The sequence below is a fragment of the Rhodococcus ruber NBRC 15591 genome (assembly GCF_001894945.1).
In the GTDB taxonomy this organism is placed as follows: Bacteria; Actinomycetota; Actinomycetes; order Mycobacteriales; family Mycobacteriaceae; genus Rhodococcus; species Rhodococcus ruber.
In genome coordinates, this window is sequence record NZ_BCXE01000021.1 from 154,026 (window position 1) to 169,565 (window position 15,540).

At 71.1% G+C, this 15,540-nt stretch carries 16 protein-coding genes and 1 pseudogene; 6 read left to right on the forward strand and 11 right to left on the reverse strand.

Annotated elements, in window-relative coordinates:
* Positions 1-24: 24 nt before the first annotated feature.
* Complete coding sequence (locus tag RR3_RS13775) at positions 25-996, reverse strand: bifunctional riboflavin kinase/FAD synthetase (protein ID WP_026137746.1); 972 nt, start codon at positions 994-996, stop codon at positions 25-27.
* 96 nt (positions 997-1,092) lie between these two features.
* Here RR3_RS13775 and RR3_RS13780 point away from each other — a divergent pair, with 96 nt between their 5' ends.
* Genes RR3_RS13780 through RR3_RS13795 form a run of 4 tightly spaced genes read left to right on the forward strand, consistent with a single transcriptional unit; the run spans position 1,093 to position 4,363 of the window.
* A complete protein-coding gene (locus RR3_RS13780; protein WP_072786447.1) occupies positions 1,093-2,004 on the forward strand; it encodes a metal ABC transporter substrate-binding protein in 912 nt (303 codons plus the stop codon).
* Positions 2,001-2,768, forward strand: coding sequence for a metal ABC transporter ATP-binding protein (locus RR3_RS13785; protein ID WP_010592695.1), 768 nt, complete (start codon positions 2,001-2,003; stop codon positions 2,766-2,768). The genes RR3_RS13780 and RR3_RS13785 overlap by 4 nt, the downstream gene beginning before the upstream one ends.
* Positions 2,765-3,652, forward strand: a complete 888-nt coding sequence (locus RR3_RS13790; RefSeq protein ID WP_010592696.1) for a metal ABC transporter permease — start codon at positions 2,765-2,767, stop codon at positions 3,650-3,652. Before RR3_RS13785 ends, RR3_RS13790 begins: the two co-directional genes overlap by 4 nt.
* Before the next feature lie 51 nt (positions 3,653-3,703).
* Positions 3,704-4,363, forward strand: a complete 660-nt coding sequence (locus tag RR3_RS13795; RefSeq protein ID WP_040271917.1) for a metal-dependent transcriptional regulator — start codon at positions 3,704-3,706, stop codon at positions 4,361-4,363.
* Positions 4,364-4,405: 42 nt separating this feature from the next.
* Here the strand turns inward: RR3_RS13795 and tnpA are convergent, their stop codons facing one another.
* Positions 4,406-4,876, reverse strand: coding sequence for an IS200/IS605 family transposase (tnpA, locus tag RR3_RS13800; protein WP_017680694.1), 471 nt, complete (start codon positions 4,874-4,876; stop codon positions 4,406-4,408).
* Between tnpA and RR3_RS25170 the strand changes: the two are divergent.
* Positions 4,857-4,973: pseudogene (locus RR3_RS25170) on the forward strand (helix-turn-helix domain-containing protein); the annotation flags it as partial. The gene tnpA and the pseudogene RR3_RS25170 overlap by 20 nt on opposite strands.
* A 313-nt stretch (positions 4,974-5,286) precedes the next feature.
* Positions 5,287-6,096, forward strand: coding sequence for an RNA-guided endonuclease InsQ/TnpB family protein (locus RR3_RS13805; RefSeq protein WP_064066489.1), 810 nt, complete (start codon positions 5,287-5,289; stop codon positions 6,094-6,096).
* A gap of 43 nt (positions 6,097-6,139) precedes the next feature.
* Here RR3_RS13805 and truB read toward each other — a convergent pair whose 3' ends face one another.
* The 9 genes from truB to RR3_RS13850 all read right to left on the reverse strand — a co-directional run bounded on the left by truB (position 6,140) and on the right by RR3_RS13850 (position 15,505).
* Positions 6,140-7,057, reverse strand: coding sequence for a tRNA pseudouridine(55) synthase TruB (gene truB, locus RR3_RS13810; RefSeq protein ID WP_017680695.1), 918 nt, complete (start codon positions 7,055-7,057; stop codon positions 6,140-6,142).
* Between the two features lie 31 nt (positions 7,058-7,088).
* A complete protein-coding gene (gene npt, locus RR3_RS13815; protein WP_010592701.1) occupies positions 7,089-7,793 on the reverse strand; it encodes a 4'-phosphopantetheinyl transferase Npt in 705 nt (234 codons plus the stop codon).
* Positions 7,790-8,755 (reverse strand): metallophosphoesterase family protein, encoded by a 966-nt coding sequence (locus RR3_RS13820; protein WP_010592702.1) that lies wholly within the window; start codon positions 8,753-8,755, stop codon positions 7,790-7,792. The genes npt and RR3_RS13820 overlap by 4 nt, the downstream gene beginning before the upstream one ends.
* Complete coding sequence (locus tag RR3_RS13825) at positions 8,752-10,170, reverse strand: MATE family efflux transporter (RefSeq protein WP_040271863.1); 1,419 nt, start codon at positions 10,168-10,170, stop codon at positions 8,752-8,754. The genes RR3_RS13820 and RR3_RS13825 overlap by 4 nt, the downstream gene beginning before the upstream one ends.
* A gap of 2 nt (positions 10,171-10,172) precedes the next feature.
* Positions 10,173-11,156, reverse strand: coding sequence for a DHH family phosphoesterase (locus RR3_RS13830; RefSeq protein ID WP_010592704.1), 984 nt, complete (start codon positions 11,154-11,156; stop codon positions 10,173-10,175).
* A gap of 7 nt (positions 11,157-11,163) precedes the next feature.
* Positions 11,164-11,727 carry a 30S ribosome-binding factor RbfA gene (gene rbfA / locus RR3_RS13835; protein ID WP_064066762.1) on the reverse strand — a complete coding sequence of 188 codons (564 nt, stop codon included), beginning with the start codon at positions 11,725-11,727 and terminating at the stop codon, positions 11,164-11,166.
* A gap of 59 nt (positions 11,728-11,786) precedes the next feature.
* Positions 11,787-12,077, reverse strand: a complete 291-nt coding sequence (locus RR3_RS13840) for a DUF503 domain-containing protein (protein ID WP_003935690.1) — start codon at positions 12,075-12,077, stop codon at positions 11,787-11,789.
* Between the two features lie 104 nt (positions 12,078-12,181).
* A complete protein-coding gene (gene infB, locus RR3_RS13845) occupies positions 12,182-15,034 on the reverse strand; it encodes a translation initiation factor IF-2 (protein WP_072786449.1) in 2,853 nt (950 codons plus the stop codon).
* 150 nt (positions 15,035-15,184) lie between these two features.
* Positions 15,185-15,505, reverse strand: coding sequence for a YlxR family protein (locus RR3_RS13850; RefSeq protein WP_010592706.1), 321 nt, complete (start codon positions 15,503-15,505; stop codon positions 15,185-15,187).
* Positions 15,506-15,540: the final 35 nt, after the last annotated feature.

Below are 15,540 nucleotides of genomic sequence, written 5' to 3' on the forward strand. Positions count from 1 at the left end.
CGCGATCCCGGGCCGGAACGGCCCCTAGCCGCGAGCGCGCTCGAGCACTTCGCGTGCCCGCTCGGCGTCACGGTGCATCGCCGAGACGAGGGCCTCCACCGATTCGAACCGCTCCATCCCGCGCAGCCGCTCGACGAAGTCGACCGCGACGTGCTGGCCGTACAGGTCGGCCTCCTCGTCGAGGACGAACGCCTCGACCGTGCGGGTACGCCCGGAGAAGGTCGGGTTGGTGCCCACCGATACGGCCGCGAGGTACCGCTCCCCCGGGGTGACGGTGCCGAGTCCACCGCTACCCGGACCGAGGACGGTGAACCAGCACGCGTAGACGCCGTCCGCGGGAATGGCCGAGTACATGGGCGGCGCGACGTTCGCGGTGGGGAAGCCGAGATCGCGGCCCCGGCCGTCGCCGTGCACCACGACGCCCTCGACGCGGTGGGGGCGGCCCAGCGCGTCGGCCGCGGCGGCGACGTCGCCGGCGTCCACGCACGAGCGGATATAGGTGGACGAGAACGTCACCGCATGTTCGCTGAGCAGGGTCAGGCCCTGGACGGCGAAGCCGAAACGCTCGCCGATGGTGCGCAGCAGATCCACATTGCCGGCGGCCTTCTTGCCGAAGGTGAAGTTCTCGCCGACGACGACCTCGGCGACATGGAGCCGCTCGACGAGGATCTCGTGGGCGTACCGCTCGGGGGACAACTTCATGAACTCGGGCGTGAACGGCATGACGCAGAAGACGTCGATGCCGAGTTCCTCGGCCAGTTCGGCACGTCGCGCCAGGGTCGTGAGCTGCGCCGGGTGGCTGCCCGGCCGGACGACCTCCATCGGGTGCGGATCGAACGTCATCAGGGCGCTGGCCGTGCCGCGTTCCTTCGCCGACTTCACCGCCCGCGCGATCAGTTGCTGATGCCCGCGGTGCACACCGTCGAACACCCCGATCGTCAGGACACAACGACCCCAATCCGCAGGAATTTCGTCGAGACCTCGCCATCTCTGCACACGCTGCAGCCTACGACCCGGCGGCCGGGCGGTCATCTCCGGCTCGCCCGGAGCGCCTCATGGACAACTCCGCCAGTGTCCCGCCATAATTTCGGCATGCCGAACATTTTCGTTGGACTACGCAAAATCGTGGTGGTCGTCGCGGCCACGACGGTCCTGGCGGGCTGTGCCGCGGCGCAGAGTTCCGACGACGACCGGCCCCTGGTACTGACCACTTTCACCGTGCTCGCGGACATGGCCCGCAACGTCGCCGGGGAGCACCTGCGGGTCGAGTCGATCACCAAGGTCGGCGCCGAGGTCCACGGTTACGAACCCACCCCGGGCGACCTGCGTTACGCCTCCCGCGCCGACCTCGTCCTCGACAACGGCCTCGGCCTCGAGCGCTGGTTCGAGCAGTTCCTCGCCGATACCGACGCGGCCCACGCCGTGCTCAGCGACGGGGTTCCGCCGCTGCCGATCGGCGAGGACGCCTACGCGGGGCGGCACAACCCGCACGCGTGGATGTCCCCGTTGGCGGCCCAGACCTACGTCGACAACATCGCCGCCGCCTTCACCGACCTCGACCCCGAGCACGCCGCGGACTACGCCGCCAACGCCGCGGCGTACCGCACCGAACTACAGGCGCTGCACGAAGAACTCGTCGCCGATCTGGCCGTGCTGCCGCCGAACCACCGGGCGCTGGTCACCTGCGAGGGGGCCTTCAGCTACCTGGCCCGCGACGCCGGCCTGAGCGAGGCCTACCTGTGGGCGGTCAACGCCGACCAGCAGGGCACCCCGCAGCAGATCGCCCGCACCGTCGACTTCGTCCGGACCAACGCCGTGCCTGCCGTGTTCTGCGAGTCCACCGTCTCGGACAAGGCCCAGCGGCAGGTCGCCGAGGACACCGGAGCCCGGTTCGGCGGAACCCTGTATGTCGACTCGCTCTCCGAGCCGGACGGTCCCGTGCCCACCTACCTCGACCTGCTCCGGCACGACGTCCGCACCATCACCGAAGGGCTGCGTCCATGACCGCGACACCCACCCCCGCCCTGGCCGTCTCGCGGCTCAGCGTGCACTATCGCACCGTCACGGCGCTCGACGGCGTCGACCTGACGCTCATCCCCGGCCGGGTGTGCGGGCTCGTCGGTACCAACGGCTCGGGCAAGTCCACCCTCTTCAAGGCGATCATGGGCATCGTGCGACCGAGCACCGGCACCGTGTCCATCGGCGGGACCGACACCGTCACCGCCCGGAAGGCCGGTGCCGTCGCGTACGTGCCGCAGAGCGAGGCCGTCGACTGGGACTTCCCCATCAGCGTGGGCGAAGTCGTGATGACGGGCCGCTACGGCCGGCAGAACTGGCTGCGCCGGCCGCGGCCCGCCGACCACGCCGCCGTCCGGGCCGCGCTCGAACGCGTCGACATGGCCGGCTACGTGCAGCGGCAGATCGGCCAGCTCTCCGGGGGTCAGCGCAAGCGTGTCTTCGTCGCCCGTGCCATCGCCCAGGGCGCTCCCCTGCTCCTGCTCGACGAGCCGTTCGCCGGCGTGGACAAGCGCACCGAGGCTGCCCTGACGGAGGTGATCCGGGACCTTGCCGGTTCGGGGCACACGATCCTCGTCGCCACCCATGACCTCGCCGGACTGTCGCTGCTGTGCGACGAGGCCGCGCTGCTGCAGCGGCGCATCCTCGTCCACGGCGCCCCGGACGAGGTGCTGCGGCCGGAGAACCTCGCGCGCGCCTTCGGCGTCGACCCCCTGCTGCCGGCCCCCCACGTCGCCCAGGAGGCACGGTGAACCTCGTCGAACTGATCGTCGAACCTCTGCAGTACGGCTTCATGCAGCGCGCCCTCGTCGTCGCGGTGGCCGCCACGATCGTGTGTGCCCTGCTCAGCTGCTGGCTCGTACTCATCGGGTGGTCGCTGATGGGCGACGCCGTCTCCCATGCCGTGCTGCCCGGCGTGGTGCTGGCCTACCTGGTGGGAGCGCCGTTCGCGGTGGGCGCGCTGCTGTTCGCCGGGGCCGCCGTCGCTCTGATCGGGCTCGTCCGCAACACCACCAAGGTCAAGGAGGACGCCGCGATCGGCGTGGTCTTCACGACGTTGTTCGCCCTCGGTGTCGTGCTGATCTCGAAGAACCCGAGCCAGGTGGACCTGCACCATGTGCTGTTCGGCAACCTGCTGGGCCTGGCCACCGCGGACATGTGGCAGGTCACCGCGCTCGCAGTGGTGGTGCTCGTCGTGTTGATCGCCAAGCGCCGCGACCTGACCCTGTTCGCGTTCGACCGGGGGCAGGCCCACGCCCTCGGGATCTCCCCGGCCCGGCTGTCCGCGCTGCTGCTCGCGCTGCTGGCGGTCACCATCGTCGCCGCCATCCAGGCCGTCGGGGTCATCCTCGTCGTGGCGATGCTGATCATCCCCGGTGCGACGGCGTACCTGCTCACCGAACGGCTGTCGCGGATGCTGGTGCTCGCTCCCACCCTGGCTGCACTGACGTCGGCGACCGGCGTATACGTCAGCTACTACACCGATGCCTCCACCGGCGGCGTCGTCGTTCTGGCCCAAGCGGTCGTGTTCACGATGGCCTATCTGTTCTCGCCCCACCAGGGACTCGTCACCGGAGCCCTGCGACGGCGCACTCGGCTGCGCGAGCCGGATGATTCGACGGTGAGAGTTGCCTAAGCTGTCCCCGTGGGCGACAGGAGCGGGGCGACCGAGGTGGCGGCGACGGACATGCTGACGCCGGTCGCGCAGGACTATCTCAAGATCATCTGGACCGTCCGGGAATGGTCGGGTGAGAAGGTCTCGACGAAGCTGCTCGCCGAGAAGCTCGGAGTGTCGGCCTCGACCGTCTCCGAGGCCGTCCGCAAGCTCGCCGAGCAGGGTCTCGTCGACCACGCACGCTACGGCGCGATCTCGCTCACCGAGGCCGGGCGCGCGGCGGCCGTGGCCATGGTCCGCAAGCACCGCCTGCTCGAGACGTATCTGGTCCGGGAACTCGGCTACGGCTGGGACGAGGTGCACGACGAGGCCGAGGTGCTCGAGCACGCCGTCTCCGACCGGCTCGTCGCCGCGATCGACGCCAAGCTCGGCCATCCGGAACGGGACCCGCACGGAGATCCGATCCCGGCGGTCGACGGCACGATCCCCACGCCGCCGGCCCGCCAGCTCAGCGCGTTCGTCGACGGTGAGCACGGCCGGGTCGCCCGCATCTCCGACGCCGACCCGGCAATGCTGCGCTACTTCGACGACGTGGGCATCGCCCTCGACACCGACATCCGCGTCGTCGAACGCCGCGACTTCGCAGGCACCGTCGCGGTTCGCATCGGCGGCGACGCCGGCAGCACGGTCGACCTGGGACATCCCGCCGCCGACGCGATCTGGCTGGTGTAGGCGGCTCCGCCGCTACCGGGATGTGGGTCAGTGCGCCGCCGTTCACGGCGGTGGTGAAGGCCCGCGCGGGAAGGGCCGCCAGGGCCGAGCCGTGCCCTGGACGGGACGGTTCTGCTGCTCGATGTACTGGCGCACGATGCTCAGCGGCGCGCCGCCGACGGACCCGGCGAAGTAGGACCCGGACCACAGCCGTTGCGCGCGCCAGTAGTGCCGGACCAGCTCGGGGAACTCCTGGCGCAGACGACGGGAGGAGACGCCTTTCAGGCTGTTGACCAGCTTCGAGACGGCGACCTTGGGCGGGTAGTGGACCAGCAGGTGTACGTGGTCGGCCTCGCCGTGGAACTCGACCAGCTCGGCCTCGAAGTCCGTGCACACCGCGCGCATGATCTCTTCCATCCGGTTCAGGTGCCGGTCACCGAACACCTGGCGCCGGTACTTCGTGACGAAAACCAAGTGCACATGCATGAGGAACGTGCAGTGTCTGCCAGTGCGGATGTCGTCGTCATCGCCCATAAACCAATACGGTACAGTGGTCTGTGTGCAGCTCCGGTACGCCTACCGGCTCGACCCGACCCCGGCCCAGCGCCGAGTGTTGGCGCGGGTGTTCGGCTGCGCCCGGGTGGTGTTCAACGACGCCATCGCCGCTCGGCGGGCGGCGCACGAGGCGGGGGCGCCGTTCCCGACCGACGCGGCGCTGTCGAAGGCGCTGACCGCGGCGAAACGGACCCCGGAACGGGCATGGCTGGCCGAGGTGTCCGCCGTCGTCCTGCAACAGGCCCTCGCCGACGCCTGCGCCGCCTACCGGAACTTCTTCGCCTCCCTCGACGGCACCCGGAAGGGTCGCAAGCTCGGCGCGCCCCGGTTCCGGTCACGGACGGACCGGGCCCAGTCGATCCGGTTCACCAAGGCCGCCCGGTTTCCGGGTGCTCCCGAACGGGCGGCTGCGGCTGCCGGGGGTCGGGGACGTCCCGGTGCGCTGGTCGCGCGACCTGCCCTCGGCGCCGTCGAGCGTGACGGTGACGATGGACGCGGCCGGGCGGTACCACGCCTCGTTCGTCGTCGACGTCCCCGACCAGCCGTTGCCCCTCGTGCCGCACGAGGTGGGGATCGACCTGGGGCTGACACACTTCGCGGTACTGTCGGACGGCACGAAGGTCGACGCCCCCCGCCTCGCCCGCAAGGCGCAGGCCAAGCTGCGGACCGCGCAGAAGGAACTCGCCCGGCGGCAGAAGGGCTCGGCCCGCCGGGAGCGTGCGCGCCGAAAGGTGGCGCGCTGCCACGCCCGGGTCGGGAACACCCGCCGGGACTGGCTCCACAAGCTCTCCTCCACGATCGTCCGCGAGAACCAAGCGGTGTACGTGGAGGACCTCGCCGTGTCCGGGCTGGCCCGGACGAAGCTCGCCCGCTCGGTGCACGATGCCGGGTGGTCGACGTTCACGGCGATGCTCGAGTACAAGGCACGGCGGCACGGGCGCACCTTCGCCCGGGTCGACCGGTGGTTCCCCTCCACGCGGGCGTGCTCGGTGTGCGGGGCCATCGGGGAGGCCAAGCCCCTGCACGTCCGGTCGTGGACCTGCCCGTGTGGCGCGGTCCACGACCGAGATGTGAACGCCGCGAAGAACATCCTGGCCGCGGGACGCGCGGACAGCCCAACGCTCGTGGAGCCGGTGTCAGCCGGGACCCCGGTCCCGCACCCGGCCGTGAAGCGAGAACCCGCCGGGAGCACCGCATGAGCGGCGCAGACCGGAATCCCCGCTGTTCACGACGGGGAGGACGTCAAATGGTGGCCGGGCGCACGACGAACACCGCCGAGGCCCGCGTGCCCTTCTCCTGGAGCAGCGCCGCGGCGCGGCCGGACGGATCGATCGCCGCGTACACGCCGGGGATCCCCACCGGGTCCAGCCACCGGCCGTTCGCGAGCAGTGCCGCCTCCGCGGCGGTGACGTCCCGGCACGGGAACGCCGTCCGGATCGCGGCGTCGATGTCCAGGCTCACGGTCGGGTCGTCCTCGAGCTGGGCGAGCGTGCGAGCGTGCTCGAGCCCGAACGGGCCGACCCGGGTGCGGCGGAGCGCGGTCAGATGCGCGCCGACACCCAGCGCGGACCCCAGGTCGCGGGCGAGCGCCCGGATGTAGGTGCCCGACGAGCACTCCACCTCGACGTCGAGGTCGACGAAACACCCGCGGTCCGCGCGCACCTCACGCCGGGCGAGTACCGCGAAACGGGAGACCGTGACCGGGCGGGCCGCCAGCTCGACGGCCTCCCCGTCGCGCATCCGGGCGTAGGCACGCTTGCCGTCCACCTTGATCGCGCTGACGCTGGCGGGCACCTGGGAGATGTCCCCCGTGAGCGCGGCGACGGCCGTAGCGATCGCCTCGTCCGTGACCGCGGCGGCGTCGGTGGTCGCGAGCACCTCGCCGTCGGCGTCGTCGGTGACGGTGCTCTGGCCGAGCCGGATCGTCGCCGCGTACGCCTTGGTGGTGAGGGCGAGCAGACCGAGGATCTTCGTCGCGCGCTCCACCCCGAGGACGAGCACGCCCGTCGCCATCGGATCCAGGGTGCCGGCGTGACCGACCTTGCGAGTGCCGAGCAGTCGCCGGCAGCGGGCCACCACGTCGTGGCTCGTCATGCCCGCGTCCTTGTCGACGACGAGCAGACCGGCACGGGTGAGGGCGGGGTTCTCGGAGGCAGACACGGGGCCCGATTCTGCCACGACGACTGCGACGTCAGCGCACGACGATCGCCGTGAGCACCAGACCGTCGGCGATCAGCCAGCGCCCGTCGAACGCGGCCAGGGGGGCACCCGTCCGGGTGTCTCCGGGGACGAGCAGGTCGGAGCGAAACGTGCCCGACGCGACTGCGCCCGGTGCGGCCGCGCCGTCGCGCTCGAACGTGATGTGGGCGTCCTCGAAGCCGAGCCAGCGTCCGGTGAGCGGGAACCACGCCTTGTAGGTGGCCTCCTTGGCGCAGAAGAGCAGGCGGTCCCAGTGCAGACTCGGATCGGTGCCCGCGAGCCAGGTGCGCTCCTGGGGCAGGGAGACCGCTTCGAGCACCCCGTCGGGGAGAGGTCCGTGCGGCTCGGCGTCGATCCCCAGCGACCGCACCTGCAACGCATAGGCCAGAACAGCTCCGCGGTATCCGTCGCAGTGGGTGAGGCTGCCGACCACCCCTCGCGGCCAGACCGGTGCCCCTTTGTCGCCCTTGAGCACCGGGCCGGGTTCCATCCCGAGCTGCCGCATGGCCAGCCGGGCGCAGTGCCGTGCCCCGGCGAACTCCCGCCGGCGCTTGTCCACCGCGCGGGCGACCAGCGGCTCTTCCTGCGGGTGCGGTCGCAGACCGGGCGGGTCCTCGAACAACTCCGCGGCGGCGATCCCGTCGGGCAGGATCCGGCTGATCAGCCCGGTGCGGGTCGCGGTGGTCGGGTCGGTCATCGCAACTTCCCTTCGCGCCCCGCGCGCATGCTCTGTGCAGTGCGCGCTGCACGCATCTTCTCGACTTCGGCTTCCATCTCGGGCGTGACCCGGAAGTGTCCGCCCCATTTGTTCAACGATCCCGGCGGGTACTCCGGCACGGGCAGGATCTGGCGTAACAGTCGATCCGGCAGGCCCCGGCGCTGCCATTCCCGCGGATAGCCGAGAGAGACCTCCTCGAAGCGGACGCCGTCGTAGTACGTGGTACGCGGGATGTGCAGGTGCCCGTACACGGCGCAGAGGGCGCGGTAGCGCAGGTGCCAGTCGGCGGTCTCGGTCGTGCCGCACCACAGGGAGAACTCCGGATAGAACAACATCCGGGTGGGCTCGCGCACCAGCGGGAAGTGGTTGATCAGCACCGTCGGCAGCGACGGATCGAGGGCGTCGAGACGCTTGCGGGTCTCGTCGAGCCGTACGCGGCACCACACGTCCCGAGTGACGTACGGGTCGGGCGCGAGCAGGAATTCGTCGGTGGCGACGACGTTGCGTTCACGGGCCAGCGCCAGGCCCTCGGCCTTCGTCGCGGTGCCCTCGGGAAGGAAGGAGTAGTCGTAGAGCAGGAACATCGGCACGAGCGTCACCGGTCCGCCCTCGCCGTGCCACACGGGGTACGGGTCCTCCGGGGTGAGCACGTCGAGTTCGCGGCACATCGTCACCAGGTAGTCGTACCGGGCGGCGCCGTGCATCTGAACCGGGTCCTTGGCGGTGGTCCACAGTTCGTGGTTGCCGGGAACCCAGATCACCTTCGCGAAACGGCTGCGCAGCAGCGACAGTGCCCAGCGGATGTCGTCGGACTTCTCGGCGACGTCGCCGGCGACGATCAGCCAGTCGTCCGGCGATTCCGGGTACAGATCCTCGGTGACGGGGCGATTGCCTCGATGCCCGACGTGGATGTCGCTGACCGCCCACAGTTTCCCCGTCACCGGCTCTCCTTCTTCGTCTCGTCGCGCGCCGTCTCGTGCGGGGGCCGAGCCTGCCGGTCCGCACCGGTCACCGCCCACCGCCCCGACCGCGTCCGCCACACGACGGCCGCCATCCGGAACACGATGAACACCGTAAGCCCAGTCCAGATACCCGCGAGACCCCAGTCCCACACGAGCGAACACCACACGAGGGGCAGGAATCCGAACAGTGCGGACGCGAGCGTGGCGGTGCGGAGGAAGGCGGCGTCGCCGGCGCCGAGCAGCACGCCGTCGAGCGCGAACACGACACCGGCGACGGGTAGGAGCGCGACGAAGAACCACCAGGCGACGTCGATCTGCTCGAGCACCCCGGGATCGCTGGTGAACAGCGCCGGAATCGCGTCGCCGCCCCCGAGGAACACCAGCGCCAGGCCGGTGGCGAACACCGTGGACCACGCGGTGATCCGCCACGCCAGGCGCTTCGCATCGGAGCGGGCTCCTCCCCCCAGGGCCGCGCCCACCAGCGCCTGGGCGGCGACGGCGAGCGAGTCGAGGGTGAGCGAGACGAAGTTCCACAACTGCAGCACCACCTGGTGTGCTGCGACGGCGGCCGCCCCGAACCGGGCGGCGACCGCGGCCGCGGACAGGAAGCACGCCTGGAAGGCCAGGCTGCGGGCGATCAGGTCGCGGCCGAGCCGCACCTGCGCGGCGATCACCGTCCGTTGTGGTCGTAGCGGCACACCGGACCGGAGCAGTGCCCCGACGAACAGCGCTGCGGACACACTCTGGCCGGCGACGTTGGCGACGGCGGAGCCGACGAGTTCCCAGCGGGGGGCTCCGGCCAGGCCGTGCACGAGCAGCGGGCACAGCACCGCCGAGAGCGCGAGCCCGGCGAGCACGTACCGCAGGGGGCGGGCGGTGTCCTGCACACCGCGCATCCAGCCGTTGCCGGCGAGGCCGACGAGGATCAGCGGTGCGCCGAACAGGGCGACGCGCAGCCACGACACCGCGGCCTCGGCGATCTGCTCGTCGCCGGCGATCAGCGCGGCCACCGGTTCGGCCAGGAGCTGGCCGACGATCAGGATCGCCGTCCCGACGGCGAGTGCGAGCCAGGTGGCCTGCACCCCCTCGGCGACGGCGGCGTCCCGCCGTCCGGCGCCGTGGAATCTGGCGGCCCGGGCGGTGGTGCCGTAGGACAGGAAGGTCAACTGGGTGCTGACCTGGGCGAGGACGAGGCCGCCGATGGCCAGTCCGGCCAAGGCCAGGGCGCCGAGCCGGCCGACGACGGCGATGTCGAACAGAAGGTACAGGGGTTCGGCGGCGAGTACTCCGAGTGCCGGCACCGCGAGCCCGAAGATGCGTCCTGCGGTGGCCTCGGGGACGAGGTGGGACGCGGCGTCCGGTTCCGGGCCGGCGGTGTCCTGCGGCGCCGGCATCGTCAGTCCAGTGCCGCGCGCAGTGCCGCGACGACCAGGTCGCGGTCGCCGTACGCGGTGTAGCCGGATGCGAACCGGTGCCCGCCTCCCCCGAGCGCGGCGGCGGTCGCGGAAACGTCGATGTGCCGCTTCGATCGCAGCGACACCGTCCACACGTCCGGCCCGCACTCCTTGAATACGGCGGCGACCTCCGCCTCTGCCGTCGTTCGAACGATGTCGATGACGCTCTCGATCTCCTCGGCTCCCAGATGCGCGGAGTCCGCGCGGCGCACTGTCGCGTGGACGAGTCCGCGACCGCCGGCGGCATCGGGGACGAGCGTCGCCGAGGCGAGCACCATCGACAGCATGGGCAGCCACCCGAACGGGTGGGTGTCGAGAAGCCGGCGGGTGATCGCGGCGCCGTCGATCCCGGTCGCCAGCAGCCGTTCCGCGAGGCGGTGCGAGCCCGCACGCCCCCAACGGAACGATCCGGTGTCGGTGACCAGCCCCGCGTACAGACAGTGGGCGAGGTCCGCGTCGATCTGCACGCCCCACTCGTCGAACAGATCGGCGAGCACGGCGGTGGTGGATTCGGCGGCCTCGTCGATCAGATTGTGGGTGCCGAACCGCGTGTTGGAGCGGTGGTGGTCGATCACCAGGATGCGCTTCGCTCCGGCCAGGCGGCCCGCGAGTTGCCCGAGTCGGCCGACCGTGCCGCAGTCCACGGTGACGAGGAGATCCACCTCGTGACGGACCTGCCCGGCGGGCACCCGTAGGTGACCGCCGGGCAGGTCGCGCATCGAGGCCGGAACGGCAGCCGGAGACGCGAATGCCACCTGCACCGGAGTGCCACGCCGCTCGAGCACCGTGCCGAGGGCCAGGCCGGAGGCGAAGGTGTCGGCGTCGGGCTGGACATGGCAGAGGATCGTCACCGACGTCGCGTCCTCGAGGAGCGCGACGGCGTCGCGGAGATCGACCGCCGGGGCGGCCTGCGTCGATTCGGCCATCGGTGCGCTACAGATCGTCACCGTCGTCGGGACGCGACAGATCGTCACCGTCGTCGGGACGCGACAGATCGTCACCGTCGTCGGGACGCGACAGATCGTCACCGTCGTCGGGACGCGACAGATCGTCACCGTCGGGACGGGTCCGGGGCTCCTTGTATGGGTCGGGCTCGCCGGCGGGTGCGGCTCCCTCCCGGGCCTTGGCCAGCTCCTCGTCGGCAGCCCGTGCGCGCTCGAGAAGTTCCTCCATGTGCCGGGCGGTGTCCGGCACGGTGTCGGTGACGAAGGTCAGCGTGGGGGTGAATCGCACTCCGGTTCCCGCTCCGACCTTCGAGCGCAGCACACCCTTGGCCTTCTCCAGGCCGGCGGCAGCCGCGGCCAGGTCGGGTTCGGCGTCCAGATTCTCGCCGCGGACCGTGTAGTAGACGGTGGCGTCGTGCAGATCGGCGGTGACCTTCGCGTCGGTCACCGTGACGAACGCCAGCCTCGGATCCTTGATCTCGTGATCGATGGCCGTGGCGACGATCGTGGCGATGCGCTTGGCCAGTCGGCGTGCCCGTGCTGGATCGGCCATGTCAGTCGGTTCCTCTCCCCGGCCGCCGACGGCGACCACATGTTGTTCGACCGGTCCGGTCAGTCCTCCGGACCGAAAATTCTTCGCCGCACGGAGAGCAGCTGCAACTCCGGGCGTTCGGCGACGAGCCGCTCGCACGTGTCGAGCACCTCGTTGAGGTACGGCACCGCGGACGCGGCCACCGCCACCCCGATCTCGGCGCGGCGGTAGAGGTCCTGGTCACCGGTCTCGGCGGCACTGACCGTCATCCGCCGCAGCTCGGCGAGCACAGGACGGATCACGGACCGCTTCTGCTTGAGCGAGCGCACGTCGCCGAGCAGAACGTCCAGTTCCAGAGCCCCGAGATACATCCGTCCTCCGATGTCGTGCGGTGCCGATCTCCGGCACGCCGACGGCGGCGGGCGATCATCTCGCCCACCGCCGCCGACGAGACCGTCGGGTGTATCCGGCCGCGTCAGTCGCGCGGCTTCTCGCGCAGCTCGTACGCCTCGATCACGTCACCGATCTTGATGTCGGAGTAGGTGACCGTCAGACCGCACTCGAAGCCTTCCCGCACCTCGGTCACATCGTCCTTCTCGCGCCGCAGCGAGGAGATGGTGACCGTCTCGGCGACGACGTTGTTGTCGCGGAGCAGACGGGCCTTCGCGTTGCGCTTGACGATGCCGGACTGGACCATGCAGCCCGCGATGTTGCCGACCTTGGACGACTTGAAGATCGCCCGGATCTCGGCGCGGCCGAGCTCGACCTCCTCGTAGATGGGCTTGAGCATGCCCTTGAGCGCCTTCTCCACCTCGTCGATCGCCTGGTAGATGATCGAGTAGTAGCGGATGTCGACACCCTCGCGGTTGGCGAGCTCGGTGGCCTTGCCCTCCGCGCGGACGTTGAAGCCGATGATCACAGCGTTGGACGCGGCAGCCAGGTTGACGTTGGTCTCGGTCACACCACCGACACCGCGGTCGATGACTCGCAGCCGCACCTCGTCCCCGACCTCGATACCCATGAGGGCCTCCTCGAGGGCTTCGACCGTACCGGCGTTGTCGCCCTTGAGGATGAGGTTGAGCTCGTTGTGCTCCTTGAGCGCGGCATCGAGGTCCTCGAGGCTGATCCGCTTGCGGCTCTTGGCGGCCAGCGCGTTGCGCTTGCGCGCATTGCGGCGGTCCGCGATCTGCCGTGCGATGCGGTCCTCCTCGACGACGACGAGGTTGTCACCGGCGCCGGGCACCGACGTGAAGCCGATGACCTGGACCGGCCGCGAGGGCGACGCCTCGAGGACGTCGTCGCCGTGCTCGTCCACCATGCGGCGGACCCGGCCGTACGCGTCACCCGCGACGATCGAGTCGCCGACCCGCAGCGTGCCGCGCTGGACCAGGACGGTGGCCACGGGGCCGCGGCCACGGTCGAGGTGCGCCTCGATCGCGACGCCCTGCGCCTCCATGTCCGGGTTGGCCCGCAGATCGAGGGACGCGTCCGCGGTGAGCAGCACGGCCTCGAGCAGCTGGTCGATGTTCAGGCCCTGCTTCGCCGAGATGTCGACGAACATGGTGTCGCCGCCGTACTCCTCGGTGACCAGGCCGTATTCGGTGAGCTGCTGGCGGATCTTCTGAGGGTTCGCACCCTCCTTGTCGATCTTGTTCACCGCGACCACGATCGGCACGTCCGCAGCCTGAGCGTGGTTGATCGCCTCCACCGTCTGCGGCATGACGCCGTCGTCGGCCGCGACCACGAGGATCGCGATGTCGGTCGACTTCGCGCCACGGGCACGCATGGCGGTGAACGCCTCGTGACCCGGGGTGTCGATGAAGGTGATCAGCCGGTCTTCGCCGTTGAGGTGGGTCATCACCTGGTAGGCACCGATGTGCTGGGTGATGCCGCCGGCCTCGCCCTCGCGGACGTTGGCCTTGCGGATCGTGTCGAGCAGGCGGGTCTTGCCGTGGTCGACGTGACCCATGACGGTCACCACCGGCGGGCGCTGCACGAGGTCTTCCTCGGTGCCCTCGTCCTCGCCGTAGGTGATGTCGAACGACTCGAGCAGCTCGCGGTCCTCGTCCTCGGGGCTGACGACCTGAACGTTGTAGTTCATCTCGGAGCCGAGCAGCTCGAGAGTCTCGTCGTTCACCGACTGAGTGGCCGTGACCATCTCACCGAGGTTGAACAGCGCCTGCACGAGGGCCGACGGGTTCGCGTCGATCTTCTCCGCGAAGTCGGACAGCGACGCCCCGCGAGCGAGACGGATGGTCTCGCCGTTGCCGCGCGGCAGCCGCACACCGCCGACCGACGGTGCCTGCATCGAATCGTATTCCTGCCGCTTCTGCCGCTTCGACTTGCGGCCACGGCGCGGAGCGCCACCGGGACGGCCGAAGGCACCCGCGGTGCCACCGCGGCCACCGCGACCGGCACCACCGCCGCCACCACCGGGGCGACCGCGGAATCCACCGGGAGCGCCGGCACCGGTGCCGGCACCCGGAGCGCCGCCACCACCACCGCGGTAACCGCCGCCACCGCCGGCCGGACGCCCACCGGGGGCACCGGGACGACCGGGACGACCGGTCGGGCCGGGACGTGCAGCACGCTGCGGCATCGCGCCCGGGTTCGGACGCGGGGGCATCGATCCGGGGGACGGCCGGGGGCCACCCTGACCGGGGGCCGGACGGGGACCGCCGGGACCGGCCGCGGGGCGACCCTGGCCGGGGGCCGGACGGGCACCACCGGGACCGGCCGCGGGGCGACCCTGACCGGGAACCGGACGCGGGGCGCCCGGACGCGGCGCAGGACGCTCCGCGGGGGCGGACGAGTACGGGTTGTTGCCGACGCGCGGCGGCTTGGGACCGGGACGGGGACCGCCCGGCTTGGGGCCGGGGCTCGGCGTCTGCGGGGCCGGTGCCTGCGGGGCCGGTGCCTGCGGCGCGGCCTGCGCCGCCGGGGTCTCCGGGACGGCCGGCTTCGGGGCGGCCGGGCGCGGAGCGCCGGGCTTGGGGCCGGACGCGGCGGGACGCGCCGCCGGAGCCGGGCTGGGCGCCGGGGCGGCGGCTTCCGGCTGCGGGGCCGGGGCGGGTGCCGGTGCGGCCTGCGCGGGCGCAGCCGGACGGGGGCCGGGGCGCGGCGCCCCGGGCTTGGGGGCCGCCGACGGGGCTGCGCCGTCGCCGTTCGCCTTCGCGAAGGACTCGCGCAGTCGGCGCGCCACCGGCGGCTCGACTGTCGAGGACGCCGACTTCACGAATTCGCCCTGTTCCTTCAAACGGGCGAGAAGTTCTTTACTGGTGACACCGAGTTCCTTGGCCAACTCGTGTACACGGGCCTTGCCTGCCACTGCTCTCCTCACTGATGAGGTCGAGCGGCTGGTGCCCGCACGACCTCGGGTTATCTCCGATGGACGTTCATCGCTGGTGCTTCACGGTGTGCTCATGAGTGTTCGTACCTGTTCTTCTCAGAGTTGGTGTCCCCGGTCCGGCGCGTATCGCTACGCCGAGTTCCCCTCGTTCCGGACCCCGACCAGCTGAACAAGCGCGGACGGGTCGATTGTTCCCGACACCCGCAGCGCTCTGCCGAATGCTCGACGCCGCTCCGCCTGACCGAGGCATTCCGGATCGGGGTGCAGCCACGCGCCCCGACCGGGCATCCTCCGCCCCGGATCCGGCACCAGCACGAAACCTGTCGACTCCGTCGCCCGCGCCACGACCCTCAGCAGATCGGCAGCCAGCACCCGCTGCCGACACCCGACGCAGGTGCGCACCGGAGCGATGCGCTCTCGGCCGGCCGAGGGCAGCTCATGCTGAGCCATCGACCACTCTACCGCTGATCGGGCCGGAACCGTGC